We start from the raw sequence: 25,153 nt of genomic DNA, 5'->3' as shown, positions 1-25,153 counted from the left end.
CGGAGGCGTTACGCCGTCGCTTCGACGACGCGGAGCGCCTTGGCGCGCTCCAGCGCATCCTTCTGCACGGCTTCCTGGACCTTTTCGAAAGCGCGAACCTCGATCTGGCGCACACGTTCGCGGCTGATGTCGAATTCAGCCGAGAGGTCTTCCAGCGTCACCGGCTCATCGGAGAGGCGACGTGCCTCGAAGATGCGGCGCTCACGGTCGTTCAGAACGCCCATGGCGCGTGCTAGCATGCGGCGGCGCGTCTCGAGTTCGTCCTGCTCGATCAGCACGTCTTCCTGGCTGTCGTGATCATCCACCAGCCAATCCTGCCACTGGCCGGAATCGCCTTCGGAAGCCTTGATCGGCGCATTCAGCGAAGCGTCGCCCGAGAGGCGGCGGTTCATCGAAACGACTTCCTCCTCGGAGACCTTCAGCTTGGTGGCGATCTCGGTAACATGCTCCGGCTTCAGATCGCCGTCGTCGATGGCCTGGATACGGCCCTTCAGACGGCGCAGGTTGAAGAACAGGCGCTTCTGGTTGGCAGTCGTGCCCATCTTCACCAGCGACCACGAGCGCAGGATGTATTCCTGGATCGAGGCCTTGATCCACCACATGGCATAGGTTGCCAGGCGGAAACCGCGTTCCGGGTCAAACTTCTTCACGGCCTGCATCAGGCCGACATTGCCTTCCGAAACGACTTCGCCGATCGGCAGGCCATAGCCGCGATAGCCCATGGCGATCTTCGCCACGAGACGCAGGTGACTGGTGACGAGCCTGTGCGCGGCCTGGCGGTCGGCATGTTCCGCATAGCGCTTGGCGAGCATGTACTCTTCCTGCGGTTCCAGCATCGGGAACTTGCGGATCTCGTCCAGATAACGATTGAGGCCGGCTTCTCCGGCGGCAATGGATGGTAAGGTATTACGGGCCATGATTGTGCACCCTCCTATTCGAGATTTGGTTCCTCCTGGGGGCGTATTTTGCGCGCCTTCTGCGAAGCGGACCAAGGCGTGCGGGTCCGGGGACCCCGCACTGAACCAATGTAAAGATAAGTACGGCGAAACGGTGATTCAAGGATGTGGTCACGCAAGTGTTATACCAGCGTGACCATAGGCCCCGCCGTGATACTGCCCTTGGGATTATCCTCCCGAATGCTCCCGCGCCGGATGATAAATTCGTGTCTGCCTCCAAAACGCGGTCGCGTTTTCGGCAAGCACAGGCGCTCGGACTTCGGTCCTTCATATCCGCTATTATAGGGCGGCAAGGGACAGGCGTCCAGTCTGGCGACTGCCGAGCCTGTCGCTCATCCCCGCAGCGCCGCCGCCAACTCTTCCATGTCATCGGGCAAGGGTGCCTCGAAATGCATGACCTCGCCGGTGCGCGGGTGTTCGAACTGCAGCATATAGGCATGCAGGGCCTGACGCGTGAAGCGGCCGACGACTGCCCTGGCTGCTTCCGGCAGAAGGTTGGCCTTGGTCTTGAAGCCGCCGCCATAGACGGCGTCGCCGAGCAAGGGGTGGCCGATATGGGCCATATGCACGCGGATCTGGTGCGTGCGGCCGGTTTCCAGATGGCAGTCGATCAGCGAAGCGAGGGCGGTTGCGTCCGGCGTTTCGAGAAAGCGCTCGAGCACCTCGTAATGCGTGATGGCCTCATCGGCATCCTGCGAATCCGGGCGCTTGACGGCACGGCGCGTGCGGTCGCTGCTCGACCGGCCGAGAGGGGCGTCGATAGTGCCGACGAGCTGGCGGGGCCGTCCCCAGACGATGGCCTGATAGGCGCGCTCCAGCGATGTCGTCCTGCCGTGATCGGCAAACTGCTGGGATAGATGCCGGTGAGCGACGTCATTCTTGGCGACGACCATCACGCCTGTCGTATCCTTGTCCAGCCGGTGCACGATGCCGGGGCGGCGGACGCCGCCGATACCGGAAAGGCTGGCGCCGCAATGGTGGATCAGCGCATTGACCAATGTTCCGGTCCAGTTGCCTGCGGCGGGATGGACGACCAGCCCTGCGGGCTTGGAGATGACGATGACGTCATCGTCCTCATAGAGCACGTCGAGCGGGATATCCTCGCCCTGCGGCGTCGGGTCCTCCGGCTCGGGCATCGTGATCTCGTAGACGTCGCCGGGGCGCACCTTGCGTTTTGCATCCGTTACCGGCGTGCCCTTGAGCGAAACCGCGCCCTCCTTGATCAGTGCCTGCACGCGACTGCGGGAGAATTCCTCGCCGATCTCGGCCGTCAGCCATGAATCGAGCCGTCCTTCGGCACTTTCATCGGCGGTAAGGACTTTTCTATTGCTCGCGGCTTCTTTAAAGGGGTCGCTCAAACGTATTTCTCCGGCGCACAAAGCGCTCTACTGGAAGCAAGGACGCATCGATGACGAATCTCGAGCCAGGCGATCAAGAGGAAAAGCCCCTCGATCCGGCCCTGGAGAAAGTCCGACGCAAGATGATCCGCCTGCAGATCGTCTCTGCGGCCGTCATGGTGGTGAGCCTTATGGCTGTCTTCGGCGCCGTTGTCTACAAGACGATGAAGCCATCGGCGAAGCCCGCGGGGCAGGCGGCGTCCGGCATCCCCTCCGATGCCCCCGTTGCCGTGACTGCTATGCTGCCGGCGGGCTTCACCGTCCAGTCCACGGCGCTGTCGGGCAATCAGGTGCTGTTCTACGGCACGCTTGCCGGCGGCCAGCGCCAGGCCATCGTCTTCGACTACGGTATCGGCCGCATCGTGGCGACCATATCGCTGTCCAACTGACGGCCGCATGATGACGAGCGAGCGGCTCATCGAGATCACACGTCCCGACGATCCGCGCATTGCGGAGTTCCGCGATATCCGCGAACGCGACCTCACCGGCCGCGAGAGCCGCTTCATTGCGGAAGGCACGGTCGTATTGCGGCTTCTCGCCGGAGCGCACGAGGCGGGCGGCGATTTCGTCGCGGAAAAAGTGCTGCTGCTCAAAAATCGCGTCGCCGGGCTGGCTGACATCATCGACAGCTTTGCGGCCGACGTCCCGATCTACGCCGCGGAGGCCGAGGTGCTGGACGGCATCGTCGGCTTTCACCTGCATCGGGGTGTCCTTGCCTTGGGGCGCAGAACCGAGGAAGGCGGGATGAACGCCTTTCTCGACCAGCTTGCGGAACAGGCGCTCGTCCTTGTCGGCTGCGGCATTTCAAATCACGACAACATGGGCTCCATGTTCCGCAATGCCGCGGCCTTCGGCGCGGATGCGGTACTGCTGGACGAGAGCTGCTGCGATCCGCTCTATCGAAAGGCGCTGCGGGTTTCGGTCGGCTCGATTCTCACGGTGCCCTATCGTCGGCAATTGAGCGGCGTCGAACTGCTTGCGGCGCTTGCCGAGCGCGGCTTTGCGATCTGGAGCCTGTCGCCACGAGGGGCCGTCGATCTTCGCGACATCCCGACCTCGGAGCGCATGGCGCTTGTGGTCGGCACGGAGGGCGATGGGCTGCCGCCAAGTATTCTCGCCGCCTTCAGCAGCGTGCGGATTCCACAGGCGCCAGGGCTGGACAGCCTGAATGTCGCGACGGCGAGTGGCATCGCTCTCTTCGAGATGGCTGCCAGGAACGGACGAATCTAACGCAATTCCAGGAAAAGCGTCTTGCGGTTTTCCATCCGGAATTGCGCAGAAACGAAAGGATAGAGCGTTTTCGCGATTCGAAGAGAGGCGGAAAGGCTCCAGGCACTTCCGGCTCGGTTTGTCCAAGGCATGTCACGCAAAAGCGTGCAGCGGTTTTATGAAAACGACATGTTTGAAATCCAAGACCCGAAGCGCAAGAAGCGGATCTGAAAAATCGCAATGCGCTTCAGGGGTGTTTTTGCAGCATCGCCGCCACGCGATCGGCAAGGCTGGCGCGTGCGCCCGGGTCGAGGGGATCTCGATCCTTCGGCAGAAGATCGAATATCGGGGAGCTGTCACCCTCCTTGAGCGCCGTCAGGGCGACCATATTGGCGGCAATCTTGGCAATTTCCTCGCGCATCGCATTGTCGTGCGCCGGCGAGCGGGCTTTCAGCAAGCGGTCGGATAGGGCGGCCGCCCGATTGCGAACCTCTTCCGTCATTTGGGCGATCTCGTCTTCCACTGTTCGTTCCGGTTCCGCCGTTTGCGGCTGTTCCGTCATCTGCGCCTGCTCGTCTGCCGTGCCGGCGATCATGGATGCGGCGGAGAGCTTCGGCATCTTTGCCGGCTTCTTCGGCGATGCGAGGCCGGCGGCTCGCAACGCCTTGCCGGCTTCCCTCGATTCCCTGACGGCGGCCTCGAGCCGCTCTCTGAGGCGAATGACATCCTGAGCATGGCGTTCGATCGCCGTTTCCTTGTCGGCGTTGCCGGCGATCTCGCGATCGAGGCGCTCCTCGAGCCTTTTGCTCTTGTCACTTTCCTGGCGCAGCGACTGTTCGGCATCCGCCGCGCGCTGGCTCACCGCGCTTAGATCCTGACGCAATGTATCACGCTCGTCCCGCAAGGTGTTGATGCGCAGTTTCAGGCTCTCGATCTCGGTTTCGCGGGTTGCGAGGTCGATCTTCAGATTGTCCGCATCGGCGCCCATCTTCGTCATCCGCTTGCGCAGCCCGTCGATATCAGCTTCCTTTTCGGCGCTGGCCTGTTCGGCGGTATGGATGCTCGATTTGAGCTGGCTGATGTAGCTTTCTTCCTGACGCAGGCGCGAGCGCAGCTCGCCCGCTTCCACCTCCAGATCGTCGATGCGCGTCTGCAGCTCGGCGCCCCCGGCAGAGAGACGGCTGGCTTCCTGCTGAAGTTTTCCGTTATGGATCTGCAGCGCGACGGTCTTGTCGCGCTCCTGTGTCAGGGCCCGCTCGGTGCGGGCGTTTTCGGCCGCGAAGAGGGCGCGGGCCATGTCCTTCTGCGCGCGCACTTCCTGCGGGCTCAACGGCATCGTCGCTCGCATGCGCTTTTCGGTGAACCAGACGATGCGGCGATGGATTGCCGGCGCGATGAGGAAGACCAGAAGAGCGGCCGTCAGAAAGCCCAATCCGAACAAGAGAGCATATTGAATCACGACGCGGCCAGTATCCTGGAGTTATGTTCGATCTCGATAAAATGATTAATCATGGGTTAGCCATGCGGGCAAGCGTTTAAGGCGGATATGGTTTATCGGCTCGAGACGGGTTCTGGTGAAAGAAAAGGCCCGCAATGCAAGCGGGCCAAGGCGTGTGCTGCCTGGGAGATGTTGTGGCGGAAAGGCTCAGAAAGGATTCCAGGTGGGATTCGGCGTGACCTTCAGGTAACCCAGATTGACGCCGAGACGAGCGCCGAGGCCGGTGCGGATCGGGACAAGCACGATGTTGTTGTTCTTGAGGACGGTCATGCCGAAGCCGGCGACCACGAATGCCTGGCCGCTGACGCCGCCGAAGCGGGTATAGACGCTGTCGATGCTCGGCAGATCGTAGACCAGCATCATGACGCGGGTGCCCTGGCCGCCGTAGTCGAGGCCGAGCGAGGGGCCCTGCCAGTAGAGCGGGTGCTCGCCGGCGTTCTTGGTATTGAGCTGGCCTTCGCCGTAGGTCAGGCCCGCGAGGAAGGCGCCGGAGCCTTCCTGGCCGAGGATGTAGCCGTTCGGCAGGCCATACTGCTGGAAGGCCCGCTCTATCACCTTGGCGAGACCGCCGCTGGTGGAGCCGAAAAAGGAATGACCGGCATCGACGATTTCCTGCGCCGAATATTGATTGGTGGGCGCGGCGGAGGCCTGACGGACCGGTAGCGCGAAGCTCACGAATGCGACAATGGCCAGGATCAGGCCTAGGCCGAGCGTCCTGGTGCCGGGATTTGGCATTCTCTTCAGGAATTCATAGCGCATGAAATCATCCGTTCATCATGGTCGGTGCGACAGGGGCGGACGAGCAACGCATTCGACCGAATGCGCACGCATGGCTCGCCCCCATTCTCAGACCATTCCGCCCATCCATCGCAGGACGATTCGCGTGCGAAAAAGTCTGATGGCAATGAATGCATTTTGCGTCGATGGTCTTAATAATCGGTTTACCAAATATGGTGTCATTATGGCGCGCGGTACACTGGCTGCGACAACCCTCGGGCAACCTTACCGTGGCAACGTGGACTTTACTGCGTTTTGCCTTGCCAGCATTCAGGAGACAATGAATGTCGAAGAATCCAAATCTCACTCTGACCGGACCTGATCTGGCCGCGCTGCTTTGCAGCCGCGTTTGCCATGATGTGATCTCGCCGGTCGGGGCGATCAACAATGGTCTGGAGCTGCTCGACGAGGGTGGTGCCGATGCCGACGCGATGGACCTGATCCGCACGAGCGCGCTCAACGCCTCCGTCCGCCTGAAATTCGCGCGCCTTGCCTTTGGCGCCTCCGGCTCGGTCGGCGCCTCGATCGACACAGGCGAAGCAGAGCGGGCAGCCAAGGATTTCGCCGCCGCCGAGAAGAAGACCGAGGTCAACTGGATCGGCCCGCGCGCCATTATCGCGAAGAACCGCGTCAAGCTGCTGCTCAATCTCTTTCTCGTTGCCTATGGCGCAATTCCCCGCGGCGGCGTTCTCGACGTGACGCTGGAAAATCCCGAATTCGACGCGAAGTTTACGCTGACCGCCAAGGGGCGCTTGATGCGCATACCGCCGAAGTTCGCCGAGATCTGCTCCGGCACGCTGGAAGAGGCCGTCGACGCCCATTCGATCCAGCCCTACTATACGGTTCTTCTGGCCGACGAGAGCGGTATGGAGCTTTCCTACAATGCGACGCCGGAGGAATTGACCTTCGTGGCGACCATGGCCGCTCAATAACGGATCGGTTCACGCGCATCCTTCGCCCGCGGCCCCGAATCGGCCGCGGGCTTATTTTTTCGTGTATTGAGAATTTTGTGCAATCTCGGAGTTGTCCGCGCAATTGATAATGTAGCGGTAACGAATCCTTAGCTTGCTGCTCCTATCGTCTCAATTTGAAGCCGCCGTTCGGACAATGGCGGCTGATGCCAGGGAGCTCACACATGCAGCGGTTCATGATAACGGATAGTTCGGATGTCGTACGGAAGGTCGGCAAACGAATCCTGTCCGAGCTGGATTTTCTCGTGAGCGAAGCCGGGGATGCGCGCGAGGCGCTGACGCGCTGCCAGGCGGAAATCCCGGACTACCTGATTGTCGATGCCGGCATGGAAGGCGCGCTCGATCTCATCGCCAGCATTCGCGCCATGCCGAACGGCAAGGATGTAAAGATCTATTACTGCGTGGTCGAGGCCGACCTTCGCAAGCTGATGGCCGGAAAACGCGCCGGCGCTTCGGATTTTCTGCTGAAGCCCTTCGATCGCAAGATCCTGACGGCCATATTCGGCAACCGTGCCGCAGCCGCCTGATTTCAACGAAAACAGAGATGCCGCGATGGTCGCCCTTTGAGGCGGCCATTGTTTTTTGTTCTTTTTTGGAGCGCCAATAAAAAATCCCGCCTGACGAGACGGGATTTTTTTATTTCGGCGGATATGGCGGGGAGGGGTATCAGGCGCTTTCGGCGAAATCGCTGCTGTCGGGCTCGCGCAGCACATAGCCGCGTCCCCAAACGGTTTCGATGTAGTTGGCGCCGCCGGCGGCATTGGCCAGCTTCTTGCGGAGCTTGCAGATGAAGACGTCGATGATCTTCAGTTCCGGCTCGTCCATGCCGCCATAGAGATGGTTAAGGAACATTTCCTTGGTGAGCGTCGTGCCCTTGCGCAGCGAGAGCAGCTCCAGCATCTGGTATTCCTTGCCGGTCAGATGCACGCGCTGGCCGCCGACTTCGACGGTCTTGGCGTCGAGGTTGACGATGAGTTCGCCGGTCATGATGACCGACTGGGCGTGACCCTTGGAACGGCGGACGATGGCATGGATACGGGCGACCAGCTCATCCTTGTGGAAAGGCTTGGTCATGTAGTCGTCGGCGCCGAAGCCGAGGCCGCGAACCTTGTCCTCGATACCGGCCATGCCGGAGAGAATGAGGATCGGCGTCTTGACCTTCGAAAGGCGCAGCGTGCGCAGCACTTCGTAGCCGGACATATCGGGAAGGTTGAGATCGAGAAGGATGATGTCGTAGTCGTAGAGCTTTCCGAGATCGACGCCTTCTTCACCGAGATCGGTGGTATAAACGTTGAAACTCTCGGATTTGAGCATCAGCTCGATGCTCTGCGCTGTCGCGCTATCGTCTTCAATGAGTAGAACCCGCATAATTGTCCCCTTTACCGCCGCCGAAAGGTCGTCAGCCCCCTGAACGCGATACCGATCAAATCACTGCTTGATTTGGAAGCTGCCATGCAATGGTTAACAAATTCTGATTCACTCTGGCAAGTCGTATCGAATTTATTAAATAATTTTTCCATTGCACTGTTTTCCAACGACAATCAGTAAAATCGTCTCCTAAAGTATCGCATTAAGAACCTACGCCAAGTGATTCACCTGACTCACCAATGTCGACATGTCGAATTTCGACCACAACATTTACTGAGCCTTAAATCATTGCGCCTATCATTAACGATGCCCGTAAACGAAAGGTTACCAGCGGTAGGCTTTTATTAAGATCGCTGGAAATTTTTTTAACCAAGCCGTGTCAAAGCGGTTCGGCGGGCGGGAATATCGAGAGCCGGGGTCTCGCATCACGGGAGTAATGCGTATGAAGTCACGTGAGAGCCTTGTTCGCCTGAAAGAGTTTCAGGTGAACGAAAAACGCCGTCAGTTGCAGCAACTGCAGATGATGATGGCGGAATTTGACCGCATGACGAAGGAACTGGAAAGCCAGATCGTGCTGGAAGAGAAGAAGTCCGGCATTTCCGATCCGGGCCACTTTGCTTACCCGACCTTTGCCAAGGCCGCCCGCCAGCGTGCGGACAACCTGCAGGTGTCGATCCGTGAGCTGCAGGTTCAGGAAGAGGCGTTGGAAACGTCGCTTGAGGAAATGCAGGCGGAATATGCCAAGGCCGCTGCGCTCGAAGAGCGCGATGGTTCGGGTCCGGCGCGCGCACGCGCCTGAGTCGTCATTCCGTCGCCTTTTCGGATCAATCGCGTTCCGATACGGGGTCCATCTTCGGAATGCGAGCGATATGAAGAAAGGCGCATGAAAGCTGCGCATGACTGGCCGTGACGGGGCCGGCCATGCGCAGCTTTTGCATTTTTAAGAATAATCCGACCAAGTGGACGGATTAGGTCTCGGCAGACTCATGCTGTCTCGGGCGTGCGAAGGCTTCGCTTGCCGCCGAACCTAAAGATTGACGACGTCGCGCCAGTCATCGTGGCGTTGCGCCTGCGCCTTGAAGAAGGGGCAAAGCGGGATGATCTTCCAACCGCCGCGGCGGGCTTCCTCCACGGCATGAAGCGCCAGCGCCTGTCCGACGCCCTTGCCGCGCAGGGCATCCGGCACGCCGGTATGATCGACGATGATCAGTTTGGGTGAGGTGCGCGAGAACGTCATCTCCGCCTCGTGACCTTCGACGGTTGCGACATAACGGCCGCCGGATGCATTGTTTTCGTTGCGGATATCCATAAATTTCTCCCTCGTCGCGTTGCAGATGCGGATGATTGCACGCGCCCGCCGCGCTGCCAACCGCCGAAGGATATATGGCAGACCAGCTTCCCGGCGAATTGAGACGGGTACAGATCTCAAATTTGATGGAAGGGTGTGGTTGCCGGTTGCTGGGGAAATCGGTGCGATCTCTCAGCCGGCTACGCCAAATAATTCGGGCCTCTTTTGTCCCGTCTGAGGAAAAGAGGCCCGAACACAGGATCGGATTAAGGTGGTGCTGTCGTTGCTGTCAGTGGCGATACTGCTGTATGCGTGTCGTCCGAAGGCCGGCGAGGCCATGGGTATTGATGGACGACTGCCAGGAGAGGAACTCTTCGACGGTCAACGTATAACGTTCGCAGGCTTCTTCCAAGCTGAGCAAACCACCACGCACGGCGGCGACAACCTCTGCCTTACGACGAATGACCCAGCGGCGCGTATTCGGCGGCGGGAGGTCTGCTATCGTCAGCGGGCTGCCATCGGGGCCGATGACATACTTCACTCGGGGACGTATCATTTCGGTCATTGGACTCTCTACACACACTCAAGACCACGAGTGGCACTCTATCTTGCCACATTTAAAAATTGCCTAAGCCCATGGTAAGACTTTGCTAATAATTTTAATGAATGTGGCGGCCCGCTGATTTGCCGCGACGATGGCCGAATAAAATACCGGCTAGTCCCCTGATATTCCGGGGGAAATGGCGTTCATGCTATGATTTTTTGTCAGTGAAAACTTACGCTTCTATCCCGGAAATTACTCCGCCGGAGGAAAGCAGTCCTCCGGGCCGAGCGAATAATTCTAAGCGTTCGCGTCGTTTTTCTTACCGCCCCAGCAGATGAAATGCGGGTTGGCGAAATCGGAATCCTGGCTCTGATCGGTCTTGCCGTAGGCCAGAAGGCGGCCGTCTACCGTCAGCGTGGAGCCGCCGGCGGCGCGCAACACGGCATCGCCTGCCGCGGTATCCCACTCCATGGTGCGGCCGAAGCGCGGATAGACATCGGCCTTGCCTTCGGCGAGGAGGCAGAATTTCAAGGAAGAGCCGATCGACGTGCAGGCGGAAACCGCGTTATCGGACAGAAAGTCCTCGGTCTTCGCGTTGCTGTTGCAGCGGCTTGCGAGCGCCATCAGATGGGCGGGGCGCTCGCGCACGGCGATGGTCAGGCGGTCGGAGACGCCGAAATGCTCGTCGACGATCAACTTGCGCGCCCTGCCGGGCTCGCCGGTAAAGGCTATTCCGAGTGCGGGCGCGTAGACGATGCCGGTCACGGGAACGCCGTTCTCGATATAGGCAATATTGACGGTGAACTCGTCGCGATGATCGATGAATTCGCGGGTGCCGTCGAGCGGATCGACAAGGAAGAAGGCGCGGCCGCGCACATCCGGGACATTGCCTGCGGAAACCTGCTCCTCGGCAACGGCCGGTATATGCGGAAAATCGCGCTCGAGATGTCTGAGAATGATGTGTTCGGCGCGCTCGTCGGCGAGGGTGACGGGGCTCATGTCCTGCTTCAATGCAACCGCGTAGCCGGCACGATAGACCTCCAGTATGGCCTGTCCCGCCTCGATAGCCGCCTTTTCGAACGTTGCAAGCATCTACGTCTTCCGCGCCTTTTCCGCGCTTCAAGTCTCCGGACACTATAGATAGGAAGTTCCGATTGCGAAGTTTAGACTTCCAATGCCACGGCTTCCTACGCCTTAACGCCAGAACGCAGCATTGGCAACAAAGCTTACTCTATATGACTCTCGCCGCTACGGGAACTGCCGCCATGCCGGGGGATGCGTTTTCCGGGAAAGCTGCACTGAACCGTGTGTGCGCAATCGGCAAAGAACATATCCTGTTTGCGAAGCTTTTTCGTCCTTTCGGGACTTGTCGTTTTTATTGCATATGCGAATGTGCGGCCGGGTAGTATCGGGATGAATGCATGCGATATTCGGCATATCAGCTTCTAAAACAGGCGTTTTCAGGCAATCGTCATTGGCAGCCGGTGTGGCGGACGCCGGAGCCGAAATCGCATTACGACGTGATTATCGTCGGGGGCGGCGGGCATGGGCTGGCAACGGCCTATTACCTCGCCAAGGAATTCGGCATCACCAATGTCGCGGTGCTGGAAAAGAGCTATATCGGCTCCGGCAATGTCGGCCGCAACACGACGATCATCCGCTCCAACTATCTGCTGCCCGGCAACGAGCCTTTCTACGAGTTCTCGATGAAGCTCTGGGAAGGGCTCGAGCAGGACTTCAACTATAATGCCATGGTTTCCCAGCGCGGCATCGTCAACCTGTTCCATTCCGATGGCCAGCGCGACGAGGCGGCCCGGCGCGGCAATGCCATGCGGATGCATGGGGTCGACGCGGAGCTGCTCAATCGCGAGCAGGTTCGGCGGATGATGCCCTATCTGAATTTCGACCATGCGCGCTTTCCGATCTTCGGTGGCCTGCTGCAGCGGCGCGGCGGCACTGCGCGCCACGACGCGGTCGCCTGGGGTTACGCGCGCGGCGCCGACAGCCGCGGCGTCGATCTCATCCAGCAATGCGAAGTGATCGGCATTCGCCGCGAAAACGGCATCGTGACCGGCGTCGAGACCAATCGCGGCTTCATCGGCTGCAACAAGCTGGCGCTCGCAGCCGCCGGCCACACGTCGATCCTCGGCAACATGGCCGATCTGGAACTGCCGATCGAAACGCATGTCCTGCAGGCCTTCGTGTCCGAGGGGCTGAAGCCTGTCATCGACAACGTCATCACCTATGGCGCGGGCCACTTCTATATCTCGCAGTCGGACAAGGGCGGCTTGGTCTTCGGCGCCGATATCGACTACTACAGCTCCTATGCGCAACGCGGCAATCTGGCCACCGTCGAGCATACGATGGAGGAGGGGGTGTCGCTCATCCCCGGCCTGTCGCGCGTGCGGGTTCTGCGCGCCTGGGGCGGCGTCATGGATATGAGCATGGACGGCTCGCCGATCATCGACCGTACCCCCATCGACAATCTCTATCTGAACTGCGGCTGGAACTATGGCGGCTTCAAAGCGACGCCGGCCTCGGGCTTCTGCTTCGCGCATCTGATCGCCAAGGGCGAGAGCCACGATGTCAGCCGCCTTCTGCGTCTCGACCGCTTCGAGCGCGGTTTTGCGATCGACGAAGGCGGCAAGGGTCCGCAGCCGAACCTGCATTGAGGGCACAATACCAATGGCAAGCTTGATCAACTGCCCGCATTGCGGCGTGCGACCCAAGGAAGAATTCTCCATTCGCGGCTCCGCTTCCGTGGTCCGTCCGACGCCGACGGCACCGGACGAGAACTGGAACCGCTATGTCTTTATCCGTGACAACGAGCGCGGCCGGATCGAGGAATATTGGCACCACGGCGCCGGCTGTCGCCGCTGGCTGGTCGTCGACCGCAGCAACGTTACCCACGAGGTGTTTTCCGTTGTCGATGCCGAGGACAAGGCGAAGGAGGCGGTACGATGACGGCCTATCGTCTGTCGAGCGGCGGTCTCGTCAATCGCAGCCGCCCGCTTTCCTTCAAGTTCGACGGCAAGGAGATGAAAGGGCTGGAGGGCGATACGCTCGCCGCCGCACTTCTTGCCAATGACCAGCTGCTGGTCGGGCGCAGCTTCAAGTACCATCGGCCGCGCGGCATCCTGACGGCGGGTTCGGCCGAACCCAACGCGCTCGTCACCATCGGCAAGGACGGCCGGACCGAGCCGAATACGCGCGCCACGGTCGCCGAGCTCTATCAGGACATGACGGCTGTGAGCCAGAACCGCTGGCCGTCGTTGAAGCACGATATTGGCTCGGTGAACGGGCTCCTGTCGCCCTTCCTCGGCGCCGGCTTCTACTACAAGACCTTCATGTGGCCGGCTCCCTTCTGGGAGAAGGTCTACGAGCCGCTGATCCGCCGCGCCGCCGGGCTCGGCAAGGCGGTCATGCAGGCCGATCCGGACCGGTACGAGAAGGCTTGGGCGCATTGTGACCTGCTTGTCGTCGGCTCCGGTCCCGCTGGATTGATGGCGGCCCTGACCGCTGCCCGCGCCGGTCTGCGCGTCGTCCTGGCCGACGAGGGTTTTCGCCTCGGTGGTTCGCTGCTTTCCGAGCGTCTGACCATCGGCGGCGCGTCCTCCGATGTTTTCGTTCAGGCGACGCTGGAGGAGTTGCAGAGCTTCGACAACGTGACATTGATGCCGCGTACGACCGTGTTCGGCTGGTATGACGGCAATGTTTTTGGTGCGGTCGAGAAGGTGCAGAAGCATGTGGCGATGCCATCGCCCGACCTTCCGGTGGAACGCCTCTGGCGCATCGCGGCAAAGCGCGCCATCCTCGCCTCGGGCGCGGAAGAGCGGCCGCTGGTGTTTGGCGGCAACGACCGGCCGGGCGTGATGATGGCCGGCGCCATGCGCAGCTACCTCAACCGCTATGGCGTCGTCGCGGGGCAGAAAGTCGCGGTCTTCACCAATGGCGGCTCCGGCTACCGCACGGCGGCCGATCTGGCTGCAGTGGGCGTCGAGATTTCGGCTATCCTCGATACCCGGCCAGGCTCGGCCGACGTTGCGCCTCAGGGTGTCCGCGTGGTTCAAGCGGCAAGCGTTCACGCCACCAAGGGCAAGTATCGCGTCAGCGGCGTCATCGCCGATCGCGGCGGGCTGGATGAGCTGATTGCCTGCGATGCGCTTGCCATGTCGGGCGGCTGGTCTCCGATCATCCATCTTGCCTGCCAGCGCGGCGCCAAGCCGGTGTGGTCGGACGAGCAGCAGGCCTTCATGGCGCCGCTCGTTGGCGGCGAGCTGGAGATTGCCGGCTCGGCGGCCGGTGTCGAGAGCGTTTCCGGTTGTCTCGCCGACGGTGCGGAAAAGGCCCGGCTGATCGTCCAAAGCCTTGGCCGCACGGCTCATGCGGCGAACCTTCCCGAGGTCGAAGGTGACTATGATGCGTCCTTCGCGGCGATCTGGCATGTGCCGGGCGCGAAAGACAAGGCGTTCGTGGATTTCCAGAACGACGTCCACGCCAAGGATCTGGGGCTCGCTCTGCGTGAGGGCTTCGGCCATGTGGAACATGCCAAGCGCTATACCACGAGCGGCATGGCGACGGACCAGGGCAAGCTCGGCAACGTCAATGCCGCGGGCCTCATCGCCGGCATGCGCGGTGTCAGCCCCGCCGCAGTCGGCACGACGACGTTCAGGCCGTTCTACACGCCCGTTTCGTTCGGCGCACTGGCGGGTACGGCGCGCGACAAGCACGCGCAGCCGGTGAGGGAATCGCCGTTGCATGGCTGGGCGAAGAAGAACGGCGCGACCTTCGTCGAGGCCGGTCTCTGGTATCGTTCGTCCTGGTTTGCCCGGCCGGGCGAGAAGGGCTGGCGCGACAGCGTCGACCGCGAAGTGCTGAACGTGCGCAACAATGTCGGCCTTTGCGACGTGTCGACGCTCGGCAAGATCGAGATTTTCGGCAAGGATGCGGCGGAGTTTCTCAATCGCCTCTATTCCAACGCCTTCCTGAAGCTGCCGATCGGCAAGGCGCGCTACGGGCTCATGCTGCGCGAGGACGGCATGGTCTTCGACGACGGCACGACGAGCCGGCTGACGCCCGACCATTTCTTCATGACGACCACGACGGCGATGGCCGGCGAGGTGATGACGCATATGGAATTCTGCGCGCAGACGCTTTGGCCGCAGCTCGACGTTCGTTTCGTCTCCTCTTCCGATCAATGGGCGCAGATGGCGATTGCCGGCCCGAAGGCGCGGCTGGTGCTGGAGCAGATCGTCGAGGACGATATTTCCGATGCGTTCTTCCCGTTCCTCGCTGCCGCCGAGGTTCTGCTGAAGGGCGGTTTGAGGGCGCGGCTGTTCCGTATCTCCTTTTCCGGCGAACTCGCTTACGAGCTTGCGGTTCCGGCCGGCTATGGTGAGGCCGTGGCCGATGCCGTCATGGAGGCCGGCAAGGCGCATGGCATTTGCGCCTACGGCGTCGAAGCCTTGAACGTGTTGCGTATCGAGAAGGGACATGTCACCCATAGCGAGCTCGATGGCCGCACCACGCCCGACGATGTCGGCCTCGGCCGCATGATGTCGACGCAGAAGCCGGATTTCATCGGCAAGAGACTGTCGACCCGTTTTGGTCTGACCGCCGCCGACCGCGTTCAGCTCGTGGGTCTGAAGCCGGTCGATACGGCCAAGGAAATTCATGCCGGCGCGCATCTTCTGAAGGAGGGCGCGCGGCCCTCGACCGTGAACGATCAGGGCCATGTTTCCTCGGTCTGCTTTTCGCCTACCCTCGGCCATTTCATCGCTCTCGCCTTCCTGAAGTCGGGCCGGGAGCGGATCGGCGAGCGTGTGATCGTCTGGGATGGGTTGCGGGGCGAGGAAGTGGCGGCGGAAGTCTGCAGTCCCGTCTTTGTCGATCCCGACAACAAGAAGCTTTTGGGGTGAGGGTTGATGAGCGTCGCGTTTCAGAACAGACATGTGCTGGAAGATCACATTTCCGGCTTCGAGGCTGCCGCCAATCCGAATCACCTCGCCGTCGTGCGTCGTCCCGCCATCTTTTCCGTGCTCGGCAGGGCGGGGGATCAGAATGGTGTCCTGGCAAGCCTGAAGGCGATCAGGGACGTATCGGTTCGCATTGCCGGACCGAGGGAGTGGCTCGTCGTGTCCGAGACGCTTGGCGCCGATAGCGTGGCGCGGGATCTCTTTACGCTCGATCCCGCCCAGGCTTCCTTTTTCGAGCAAAGCGATGGCCGCGTGCTGCTTCGCATTTCCGGCCCCAGCGTTCGTCGCATCCTCGCCAAATGCGTGGCCGTCGATCTGCATCCGCAGGTCTTCGCCGAAGGGCATTCGGCCAACATGCTGTGCTGCCACGTCAGCGCCAATGTCGCCCGCACCGGACCGGACCACTTCGACATCATCGTGCCGCGCTCCTATGCCGGCAGCGTTTTCGAGGAGATCATGGAGATGGGACGGGAGTTTGCGCTGACGGCCGCCTTCATCGACTGAAGCCCCCATGCCGATCGACTTCGGATGCGTTGCCGGCCGGCTTGCGCATCTGATGGCCGATGGCGCGATCCGAACAATTGCGATGGCGCAAACAGACATATCGGTTTCGCAGTTCGGGCTATTTGGTCTCTCGGATAGTCTCTAGGTTTCCTCTCAAATGCGGTCGGTCGCGCGGGAAGACACCCAGCGGCTTCGTACCGAAAACAGGGGATTCCTAGATGAAAAGCCATGCCAAGGTCGTCGTCATCGGTGGCGGTGTCGTCGGATGTTCGGTGCTTTACCACCTCACCAAATTCGGCTGGACGGACGTGGTGCTGCTGGAGCGCTCCGAGCTGACATCCGGCTCGACCTGGCATGCCGCGGGCGGTATGCACACGATCAATGGCGATCCGAACGTCGCCAAGCTGCAGAAATATACCGTCGAGCTCTATAAGGAGATCGAGGAGTATTCCGGCCAGGACATCGGCCTGCACCTGACCTCCGGCCTGATGCTGGCGGCGACGCCGCAGCGCTTCGACTGGCTGAAGTCCATTCTCGCCAAGGGCCGCTACAACGGGCTGGAAGCGACGCTGCTGACGCCGAAGGAAGCGCATGAGATGATGCCGCTCCTCGATCCAGATCAGTTCGTCGGCGCGCTCTACGATCCCGTCGAAGGCCATCTCGACCCCTACGGCACGACGCATGCCTATGCCCGCTCGGCCAAGAAGAACGGCGCCGATATCTATCTGCATACCAAGGTCGAGGAGCTGATACAGCGCGAGGACGGCTCCTGGCGCGTCGTCACCAACCAGGGCGAGATCATCGCCGAGCATGTCGTCAACGCCGCCGGCCTCTGGGCGCGCGAAGTGGGCCGCATGGTCGGGCTGGAGCTTCCGGTGCTGGCCATGGAGCACATGTACCTCATTACCGAGGACATGCCCGAAGTCATCGACTTCAACAGGACGACGGGCAAGGAGCTGATGCACTGCGTCGACTTCGACGGCGAGATCTATCTGCGCCAGGAGCGGCAGGGCATGTTGATGGGCACCTATGAGAAGGCGTGTCGCCCATGGTCGCCGGTAACGACGCCCTGGGATTTCGGCCATGAGCTGCTGGCCGAGGATATCGAGCGCATCACGCCGGAGCTGGAAGTCGGCTTCCGCCATTTCCCGGCCTTCAACAATGCCGGCATCAAGAAGATCATCAACGGACCCTTCACCTTCTCGCCGGATGGCAATCCGCTCGTCGGCCCGGTGCGCGGCCTGCGCAATTACTGGTCGGCCTGCGCCGTCATGGCCGGCTTCAGCCAGGGCGGCGGCGTCGGCCTGGCGCTCGCCAACTGGATGATCTACGGCGATCCGGGCTTCGACGTCTTCGCGATGGACGTCTCCCGCTACGGCGACTACGCAACGCTGGCCTATACGAACGCGAAGGTCCGCGAGAACTATGCGCGCCGCTTCTCCATCCGCTATCCCAACGAAGAGCTGCCGGCGGCCCGTCCGCTGCTGACGACGCCGATCTACGACAAGCTCAAGCAGGCCGGCGGCGTCTTCGGCGCTTACTATGGCCTGGAGCAGGCTCTGTGGTTTGCCCCGCAAGGCGAGGTCGATCAATTCTCCTGGCGCCGTTCCAACGACTTCGATGTGGTTGGCGCCGAGGCGAAGGCGGTGCGCGAGAGCGTCGGCCTGATGGAAACCTCGGGCTTTGCCAAATATTCGGTGAAGGGATCGGGCGCGGAGGCTTTCCTCGACAAGCTGCTGACCTGCCGCATTCCGGCCGTGGGCCGCATGACGCTGGCGCCGATGCTGAAGCATGACGGCAAGCTGATCGGCGATTTCACGCTGGCGAAGCTCGGAGAAGGGGATTTCCTGCTGATCGGTTCCGGCATTGCCGAAGCCTATCACATGCGCTGGTTCGAAAGCCTGCTGCCGAAGGACGGCTCGGTTCAGCTGGAGGCTCTCGGTCTTTCGCTGCTTGGCCTTTCGATCGCTGGCCCGAATGCCCGCAAGCTGCTGCAGAAACTGACGCATCAGGATCTCTCCACCGCAGCTTTCCCCTTCATGTCGATTCGCCGGATAGACCTCGGCATGGCGCCCGCCATCGTCGGCCGTGTCTCCTATACCGGCGATCTCGGCTACGAGATCTGGATGAAGCCGGAATACCAGCGCCACATCTTCGACCTTTTGATGCAGGAAGGCGCCGAGTTCGATATCCGGCTCTTCGGTTTGAGGGCGCTGAATGCGCTGCGCCTCGACAAATCCTATGGCAGCTGGGCGCGAGAATACCGGCCGCTCTACGGCCCTCTGGAAGCCGGCCTCAACCGATTCGTTGCGCTTTCCAAGGAAACGGATTTCGTCGGCAAGGCGGCTGCGGCCAAGGAGAAGGCGGAAGGCGGGACCTTGCGGCTGCGCACCTTCATCCTTTCGGCAAAGGATGCCGATGTTATCGGCGACGAGCCGATCTATCATAACGGCGCCGTCTGCGGCTGGGTGACGTCGGGCGGATATGCCCACGCTTCCGGCCTTTCGGTCGCGATCGGATACGTGCCGAAGGAGATTGCCGACGATGGGCAGGGATGGTCGATAGAGTTGCTCGGCGAACTTCTGCCGGCAAAGCCGCAGGCCGAGCCGCTGTTCGATGCGGACGGTGCAGGGATGCGGTCTTAAGGGACGACGATACCGGCGATGACGGCGGGCCAGGCACGGCCCGCCGCTGACGAAAGCTTTTCAGAGCGAGCATTTTGCCAGGCGTTTTTGGCTAATTTTGAGCCACGCGCTGCCGCTTTTGTGTCATTTTTGGTCGGTTTCGCATCAGCGCACGGCGATTTGAAAAGAATTTGTCAATTTCTCGCCTTTTTGGCTTCACATTTCCTTCGAAAGCGGTATGGAATCGAGCCTATGGGCCTCTCGAAGGAACCCTAAAAAGTAATAAGAGATGTGGTCGCTTGACGCCGCATCCAGGGGAAATGACATATGGATTATTTTATCCAGCAGCTCTTAAACGGGCTGACTCTCGGGTCGATCTACGGCCTCATAGCCATTGGCTATACCATGGTTTACGGCATCATCGGCATGATCAATTTTGCCCACGGTGATGTTTTCATGCTCGGCGGCTTCGCCGCTCTCATCACCTACCTGGTTCTCGTTTCGCTCTTTGCCGGCCTGCCGGTGGCGGTTCTGCTTCTGGTGATGCTCATCGTCGCCATGCTGATGACGAGCCTGTGGAACTGGGTGATCGAGCGGATCGCGTACCGGCCGCTGCGCGGCTCTTTCCGCCTTGCGCCGCTGATCACGGCGATCGGCATGTCGATCGTGCTGTCGAACTTCATCCAGGTCGCTCAGGGCCCGCGCAACAAGCCGATCCCGACGTTGGTGGGTGATGTCTACAACCTCGGCGGCGTATCGATTTCGCTGAAGCAGATCATCATCTTCATCGTCACGATCGTTCTGCTTGCCGCCTTCTGGTATCTGGTCAACAAGACAGCGCTCGGCCGCGCCCAGCGCGCCACGGAGCAGGACCGCAGGATGGCAGCGTTGCTTGGCATCAATGTGGACCGTACCATCTCCGTGACCTTCATCATGGGTGCCGCGCTCGCTGCCGTGGCCGGCACGATGTATCTGATGTACTATGGCGTCGCCAATTTCACGGACGGTTTCGTGCCGGGCGTCAAGGCCTTTACGGCGGCGGTTCTGGGCGGCATCGGCTCGCTTCCGGGTGCCGTTCTCGGCGGTCTCATGATCGGCCTCATCGAGTCGTTCTGGTCTGGCAATTTTCCCATCGCGTATAAGGATGTCGCGACATACGGCATCCTTGCCTACGTGCTGATCTTCAAGCCGACGGGTATTCTCGGCCGGCCGGAAGTCGAAAAGGTATAACGCCATGGCAAATTCAAACTTCGTTGCAGGCAAGACCGGCCCCGGCCTTGTCCAGAAAGGCATTACCGATGCCCTTTGGACCGCCGTCATAGCTTTTGGCATGTTCGTTCTCTATATCGGCCTCAAGACCGATCAGAACATGGACAACAAGCTGATCATCGTGCAGCGCTGGGGCCTTCTGGCCATCATCGTCGCAATTGCCGCCGTCGGCCGCTTTGTCATGACGGTCTTCGTCCAGCCCTATCTGGCGGCGCGCAAGGCAGCCAAGGCCAAGGTCGTGCAGGTGGAAGGCGAACCTAGTTTCGCCGCCAGGCACTTCAACAAGATCGCGCTCCTGCTCCTGCTGATCTATCCGATCGCGGCGGTGGTGCTCTTGGGGCCGCAGGGATCGCTGACCTATGTCGACAATTTCGGCATCCAGATCCTGATCTATGTGATGCTCGCGTGGGGCCTGAATATCGTTGTCGGTCTCGCCGGCCTGCTCGATCTGGGTTACGTCGCCTTCTATGCGGTCGGCGCCTATTCCTATGCCCTGCTCTCGATGCATTTCGGCCTGTCCTTCTGGCTGCTCCTGCCGATATCCGGCATCCTCGCCGCGCTTTGGGGCATGATCCTGGGCTTTCCGGTCCTGCGCCTGCGGGGGGACTACCTGGCGATCGTGACGTTGGCCTTCGGTGAAATCATCCGCATCGTGCTGACGAACTGGACCGATGTGACGCAGGGCAGCTTCGGCATCTCCAACATCACCAAGGCGTCGCTGTTCGGCATTTATACATTCGACCTCAAGGACCCGCACAACTTCATCCGGTCCTTCGGGCTGCCTATGTCGTCGGCCTGGTACAAGATCTTCCTGTTCTACGTCATCCTGGGCCTCTGCATGCTGACCGCCTATGTGACGATCCGCCTGCGCCGCATGCCGATCGGGCGGGCGTGGGAAGCACTGCGCGAGGACGAGATTGCCTGCCGTTCGCTCGGTATCAACACGGTGACGACCAAGCTGACCGCTTTTGCCACCGGCGCCATGTTCGGCGGCTTCGCGGGCTCCTTCTTCGCGGCGCGTCAGGGCTTCGTTTCGCCGGAATCCTTCGTGTTCCTCGAATCCGCCGTGATCCTGGCGATCGTCGTTCTCGGCGGCATGGGATCGCTCAAGGGCATCGCGATTGCCGCGATCGCCATGATCGGCGGCACGGAATTGCTGCGCGACATGGATTTCCTCAAGCTGGTCTTCGGTGAGGATTTCACCCCGGAACTCTATCGTATGCTGATCTTCGGTCTCGCCATGGTGGTCGTCATGATCATCAAGCCGCGCGGCTTTGTCGGCACCCGTGAGCCGACCGCGTTCCTCAAGGAGCGAAAAGCGGTCTCCGGCAGCTTTACCAAGGAGGGCCACGGCTGATGAACGCTGTGACCAACACCCCCGACGACATCCTGCTGAAGGTCGATCACCTGTCGATGAAGTTCGGCGGCCTGATGGCGATCAACGACTTCTCCTTCGAGGCGAAGCGCGGCGACATCACGGCGCTGATCGGGCCGAACGGCGCCGGCAAGACCACCGTGTTCAACTGCATCACCGGCTTCTACAAGCCGACGATGGGCATGATCACGCTCAACCAGAAGAGCGGCAAGGACTACCTGCTGGAGCGGCTTCCGGATTTCCGGATCACGCGCGAAGCCAAGGTGGCGCGTACCTTCCAGAATATCCGTCTGTTTTCGGGCCTCACCGTGCTCGAGAACCTGCTGGTGGCGCAGCATAACAAGCTGATGCGGGCCTCCGGCTATACGATCCTCGGCTTGCTCGGCATCGGTCGCTATCGGGCCGAGGCGAAGAACGCGATCGAGCTGGCGCGCTTCTGGCTCGAAAAGGCCGATCTCGTCGATCGCGCCGACGATCCCGCCGGCGACCTCTCCTACGGCGCGCAGCGTCGCCTGGAAATCGCCCGCGCCATGTGCACGGGTCCCGAACTTCTTTGCCTGGACGAGCCGGCAGCCGGCCTCAATCCTCGCGAATCCCTGGTGCTCAACGAGTTCCTGCGCAGCATCCGCAAGGACACCGGCACATCGATCCTGCTGATCGAGCACGACATGTCCGTGGTCATGGAAATCTCGGACCATGTCATCGTGCTCGAATACGGGCAGAAGATAGCCGACGGCACGCCGGACGAGGTCAAGAACGATCCGAAGGTCATCGCCGCCTATCTGGGTGTCGAGGATGAGGAAGTGGAAGAGGTGATTGCCGAAGTCGAACACCTCCAAGAGGGTGAAAATTGATGGCGGGGCAACCACTTCTGAAAGTCGCGGGTGTCGAAACCTTTTACGGCAATATCCGGGCTCTTGCCGGCGTCGATATCGAAGTCAACAGCGGTGAGATCGTCAGCCTGATCGGCGCCAACGGCGCGGGTAAATCGACGCTGATGATGACGATCTGCGGCAGCCCGCAGGCGCGCACCGGATCGGTCACCTTCGACGGCCGCGATATCACGCGCATGCCGACGCATGAAATAGCGCGGCTGCGCATTGCGCAGTCGCCCGAGGGTCGTCGCATCTTCCCGCGCATGACCGTCTATGAAAACCTGCAGATGGGCGCGAGCCTCGACAAGCTCAAGTATTTCAACGAGGACGTCGAGAAGATCTTCACACTGTTCCCGCGCCTGAAGGAGCGTCAGTCGCAGCGCGGCGGCACGCTTTCGGGCGGCGAACAGCAGATGCTGTCGATCGGCCGCGCGCTGATGGCGCGTCCCAAGCTGCTGCTGCTGGACGAACCGTCGCTGGGTCTGGCGCCGCTGATCGTCAAGGGCATCTTCGAGGCCATCAAGGTCCTGAACCAGACTCAGGGATTGACGGTGTTCCTCGTCGAGCAGAACGCCTTCGCGGCGCTGAAGCTTTCCGACCGCGCCTATGTGATGGTCAACGGCCGGGTGACGATGAGCGGTTCCGGCAAGGAACTGCTCGCCAATCCGGAAGTGCGCGCCGCCTATCTCGAAGGCGGTCATCATTGAGTTTCGTTCTGCGGAGAATCTGACATGCAGGGACTTTTCTTCGACAGTGATACCGGTGGCCGCATAGTCATCCGCGCGATCATCGTCATTCTCGGCTTCTGGACCGCATGGCGCGCCGGCCGCGCCGTGGCTTCCAATTGGGAATCCTATCCGCTTGTCGTCATCTATTGCTTCTTGATCGGCCTTGGACTGCAATTCCTGCACCATGCGCTGTTCGATGGCGCGGTGTTCGATCCTGTCATCTATGTCATCGACGTTGTTCTTCTGCTGGTCTTCGGGACAGCAGGATACCGGTATCGTCGTACCGACCAGATGGTGAATAATTATTACTGGCTTTATGAAAAGACCTCGGCCTTTTCTTGGAAGAAGAAGAATTGACAGTGTGCTTAAACTAGGCACAGTCTGCAGATAGAGTGGCGTCATCCTGCCCATAACAACAAATGACACAGGGCAGGGTCATGCTTCCAGAGTTCGGAATGCAAGCGTTACCGGCGTGATGATTGGTGGGTATCGCGCAGGGCAGATCAAACGGAACCCGCTCAAAAATTGGGAGTAATAATATGAAGAAGTATCTTCTGTCGGCGGTGGCTCTGTCGGCGATGATCGCTTTCGGTGGTGTTGCGAAGGCCGACATCATTATCGGTGTTGGCGGTCCCTTGACGGGTGCGAATGCTGCGTTTGGCGCGCAGCTGCAGAAGGGTGCCGAGCAGGCAGCTGCCGATATCAATGCGGCAGGCGGCATCAATGGGGAAAAGGTCAAGATCGAACTCGGCGACGACGTCTCCGACGCCAAGCAGGGTGTTTCGGTCGCCAACAAGTTCGTCGCTGACGGCGTCAAGTTCGTCGTCGGTCACTTCAACTCGGGCGTTTCCATTCCGGCTTCGGAAGTCTATGCCGAAAACGGCATCCTCGAAGTCACCCCGGCTTCCACCAACCCGCAATATACCGAGCGTGGCCTCTGGAATACGTTCCGTACCTGCGGCCGTGACGACCAGCAGGGCGCAGTTGCCGGCAAGTACATCGCCGACAACTTCAAGGGCGCAAAGGTCGCCGTCGTTCACGACAAGACCCCCTATGGTCAGGGCCTTGCCGACGAAACCAAGAAGAACCTCAACGCTGCCGGCGTGACGGAAGTTCTTTATGAAGGCATCACCCCCGGCGACAAGGACTACTCCGCCCTTATCGCCAAGATGAAGCAGGCTGGCGTCGACTTCGTCTACTACGGCGGTCTGCACACCGAAGCCGGCCTGATCATGCGCCAGATGGCCGACCAGGGCGTCAAGGCTCACTTCATGTCGGGTGACGGTATCGTGTCGAACGAACTGGCTTCGATCGCCGGCGACGCCGTCGATGGCACGCTGATGACCTTCTCGCCGGATCCGCGCAAGAACCCGGCTTCCGCCGATCTCGTCGCCAAGTTCCGCGCTGCCGGCTATGAGCCGGAAGGCTACACGCTGTACTCCTATGCTGCGATGCAGGTCATTGCCGCCGCCGCCAAGGCAGCCGGCTCCAACGACCCGATGGCTGTTGCCGACGCACTCAAGGCAAAGGGTCCGTTCAAGACCGCTATCGGCGACCTCGGCTTCAACGCCAAGGGCGACATCACCCGTCCGGACTATGTCATGTACAAGTGGTCCAAGGGTTCCGACGGCAAGTACAACTACGCCGAAATCGAAAAGTAAGCTCCGCGCTGCCGATTTTCGGCACGCTGACGATGCAAGGAGCCCGGCCACTGGCCGGGCTTTTTCATTCCCGCGGTTTTCATGCGGGACGATGGCGATCGCCATTTCCTTTGCGGCAGACCTGTTTTAAGTCT

The 25,153-nt window shown here is 60.7% G+C and carries 24 protein-coding genes; 16 read left to right on the top strand and 8 right to left on the bottom strand.

Features of this window, described 5'->3' with window-relative positions; translation table 11 throughout:
* Positions 1–8: 8 nt before the first annotated feature.
* Positions 9–917: an RNA polymerase sigma factor RpoH gene (rpoH, locus tag GR212_RS10665; RefSeq protein ID WP_163986459.1), complete on the bottom strand. Its 909-nt coding sequence runs from the start codon at positions 915–917 to the stop codon at positions 9–11.
* A gap of 371 nt (positions 918–1,288) precedes the next feature.
* A complete protein-coding gene (locus GR212_RS10660) occupies positions 1,289–2,314 on the bottom strand; it encodes an RluA family pseudouridine synthase (protein ID WP_163986458.1) in 1,026 nt (341 codons plus the stop codon).
* A 50-nt stretch (positions 2,315–2,364) separates the two neighbouring features.
* Here GR212_RS10660 and GR212_RS10655 point away from each other — a divergent pair, with 50 nt between their 5' ends.
* Both GR212_RS10655 and GR212_RS10650 read left to right on the top strand, forming a co-directional pair.
* Entirely contained in the window at positions 2,365–2,742 is a 378-nt protein-coding gene (locus GR212_RS10655) for a hypothetical protein (protein WP_163986457.1), read from the top strand.
* A gap of 10 nt (positions 2,743–2,752) precedes the next feature.
* Positions 2,753–3,583 carry a TrmH family RNA methyltransferase gene (locus GR212_RS10650; RefSeq protein ID WP_163986932.1) on the top strand — a complete coding sequence of 277 codons (831 nt, stop codon included), beginning with the start codon at positions 2,753–2,755 and terminating at the stop codon, positions 3,581–3,583.
* 226 nt (positions 3,584–3,809) lie between these two features.
* On the opposite strand, the gene GR212_RS10645 is transcribed toward GR212_RS10650, so the two are convergent.
* Positions 3,810–5,021 carry a hypothetical protein gene (locus tag GR212_RS10645; protein ID WP_163986456.1) on the bottom strand — a complete coding sequence of 404 codons (1,212 nt, stop codon included), beginning with the start codon at positions 5,019–5,021 and terminating at the stop codon, positions 3,810–3,812.
* 186 nt (positions 5,022–5,207) lie between these two features.
* Positions 5,208–5,819 carry a DUF1134 domain-containing protein gene (locus GR212_RS10640; protein ID WP_163986455.1) on the bottom strand — a complete coding sequence of 204 codons (612 nt, stop codon included), beginning with the start codon at positions 5,817–5,819 and terminating at the stop codon, positions 5,208–5,210.
* 302 nt (positions 5,820–6,121) lie between these two features.
* Between GR212_RS10640 and chpT the strand changes: the two genes are divergently transcribed.
* Together chpT and GR212_RS10630 are read left to right on the top strand one after the other, a co-directional pair.
* Positions 6,122–6,769: a histidine phosphotransferase ChpT gene (gene chpT / locus GR212_RS10635; RefSeq protein ID WP_163986454.1), complete on the top strand. Its 648-nt coding sequence runs from the start codon at positions 6,122–6,124 to the stop codon at positions 6,767–6,769.
* 203 nt (positions 6,770–6,972) lie between these two features.
* Positions 6,973–7,335: a response regulator gene (locus tag GR212_RS10630; protein ID WP_163986453.1), complete on the top strand. Its 363-nt coding sequence runs from the start codon at positions 6,973–6,975 to the stop codon at positions 7,333–7,335.
* A gap of 139 nt (positions 7,336–7,474) precedes the next feature.
* Here the strand turns inward: GR212_RS10630 and ctrA are convergent, their stop codons facing one another.
* Complete coding sequence (ctrA, locus tag GR212_RS10625; protein ID WP_069611718.1) at positions 7,475–8,176, bottom strand: response regulator transcription factor CtrA; 702 nt, start codon at positions 8,174–8,176, stop codon at positions 7,475–7,477.
* Positions 8,177–8,618: 442 nt separating this feature from the next.
* On the opposite strand from ctrA, the gene GR212_RS10620 reads away from it, so the two are divergent.
* Entirely contained in the window at positions 8,619–8,975 is a 357-nt protein-coding gene (locus GR212_RS10620; protein WP_113356385.1) for a flagellar export protein FliJ, read from the top strand.
* 228 nt (positions 8,976–9,203) lie between these two features.
* Here GR212_RS10620 and GR212_RS10615 read toward each other — a convergent pair whose 3' ends face one another.
* The 3 genes from GR212_RS10615 to cysQ form a co-directional block, all read right to left on the bottom strand.
* Complete coding sequence (locus GR212_RS10615; protein ID WP_069611717.1) at positions 9,204–9,485, bottom strand: GNAT family N-acetyltransferase; 282 nt, start codon at positions 9,483–9,485, stop codon at positions 9,204–9,206.
* A gap of 268 nt (positions 9,486–9,753) precedes the next feature.
* Positions 9,754–10,029: a DUF1153 domain-containing protein gene (locus GR212_RS10610; protein ID WP_004107124.1), complete on the bottom strand. Its 276-nt coding sequence runs from the start codon at positions 10,027–10,029 to the stop codon at positions 9,754–9,756.
* Between the two features lie 276 nt (positions 10,030–10,305).
* Positions 10,306–11,100, bottom strand: coding sequence for a 3'(2'),5'-bisphosphate nucleotidase CysQ (cysQ, locus tag GR212_RS10605; RefSeq protein ID WP_163986452.1), 795 nt, complete (start codon positions 11,098–11,100; stop codon positions 10,306–10,308).
* Between the two features lie 329 nt (positions 11,101–11,429).
* Here cysQ and GR212_RS10600 point away from each other — a divergent pair, with 329 nt between their 5' ends.
* From GR212_RS10600 to GR212_RS10550, 11 genes are all read left to right on the top strand, one after another.
* Positions 11,430–12,680 carry a sarcosine oxidase subunit beta family protein gene (locus GR212_RS10600; RefSeq protein WP_163986451.1) on the top strand — a complete coding sequence of 417 codons (1,251 nt, stop codon included), beginning with the start codon at positions 11,430–11,432 and terminating at the stop codon, positions 12,678–12,680.
* A 13-nt stretch (positions 12,681–12,693) separates the two neighbouring features.
* A complete protein-coding gene (locus GR212_RS10595; RefSeq protein ID WP_163986450.1) occupies positions 12,694–12,972 on the top strand; it encodes a sarcosine oxidase subunit delta in 279 nt (92 codons plus the stop codon).
* Positions 12,969–15,926 carry a sarcosine oxidase subunit alpha family protein gene (locus GR212_RS10590; RefSeq protein ID WP_163986449.1) on the top strand — a complete coding sequence of 986 codons (2,958 nt, stop codon included), beginning with the start codon at positions 12,969–12,971 and terminating at the stop codon, positions 15,924–15,926. The genes GR212_RS10595 and GR212_RS10590 overlap by 4 nt, the downstream gene beginning before the upstream one ends.
* 6 nt (positions 15,927–15,932) lie before the next feature.
* On the top strand, positions 15,933–16,487 hold the full coding sequence (locus GR212_RS10585; RefSeq protein WP_163986448.1) for a sarcosine oxidase subunit gamma: 555 nt from the start codon (positions 15,933–15,935) through the stop codon (positions 16,485–16,487).
* A gap of 218 nt (positions 16,488–16,705) precedes the next feature.
* A complete protein-coding gene (locus tag GR212_RS10580; protein WP_163986447.1) occupies positions 16,706–19,132 on the top strand; it encodes a GcvT family protein in 2,427 nt (808 codons plus the stop codon).
* Between the two features lie 306 nt (positions 19,133–19,438).
* Complete coding sequence (locus GR212_RS10575) at positions 19,439–20,341, top strand: branched-chain amino acid ABC transporter permease (RefSeq protein WP_163986446.1); 903 nt, start codon at positions 19,439–19,441, stop codon at positions 20,339–20,341.
* Between the two features lie 4 nt (positions 20,342–20,345).
* A complete protein-coding gene (livM, locus tag GR212_RS10570; RefSeq protein ID WP_163986445.1) occupies positions 20,346–21,737 on the top strand; it encodes a high-affinity branched-chain amino acid ABC transporter permease LivM in 1,392 nt (463 codons plus the stop codon).
* Positions 21,737–22,609, top strand: a complete 873-nt coding sequence (locus GR212_RS10565) for an ABC transporter ATP-binding protein (protein WP_163986444.1) — start codon at positions 21,737–21,739, stop codon at positions 22,607–22,609. Before livM ends, GR212_RS10565 begins: the two co-directional genes overlap by 1 nt.
* Positions 22,609–23,337 carry an ABC transporter ATP-binding protein gene (locus tag GR212_RS10560; protein ID WP_163986443.1) on the top strand — a complete coding sequence of 243 codons (729 nt, stop codon included), beginning with the start codon at positions 22,609–22,611 and terminating at the stop codon, positions 23,335–23,337. Before GR212_RS10565 ends, GR212_RS10560 begins: the two co-directional genes overlap by 1 nt.
* A gap of 24 nt (positions 23,338–23,361) precedes the next feature.
* Complete coding sequence (locus GR212_RS10555; RefSeq protein WP_163986442.1) at positions 23,362–23,715, top strand: DUF6867 family protein; 354 nt, start codon at positions 23,362–23,364, stop codon at positions 23,713–23,715.
* Between the two features lie 182 nt (positions 23,716–23,897).
* Positions 23,898–25,019 carry a branched-chain amino acid ABC transporter substrate-binding protein gene (locus GR212_RS10550; protein ID WP_163986441.1) on the top strand — a complete coding sequence of 374 codons (1,122 nt, stop codon included), beginning with the start codon at positions 23,898–23,900 and terminating at the stop codon, positions 25,017–25,019.
* Positions 25,020–25,153: the final 134 nt, after the last annotated feature.

The organism is Martinezella lusitana (assembly GCF_010668395.1).
In the GTDB taxonomy this organism is placed as follows: Bacteria; Pseudomonadota; Alphaproteobacteria; order Rhizobiales; family Rhizobiaceae; genus Rhizobium; species Rhizobium lusitanum_A.
The sequence above is the reverse complement of the archived record's forward strand: the minus strand, read 5'-3'. Positions and strand labels throughout refer to the sequence as shown.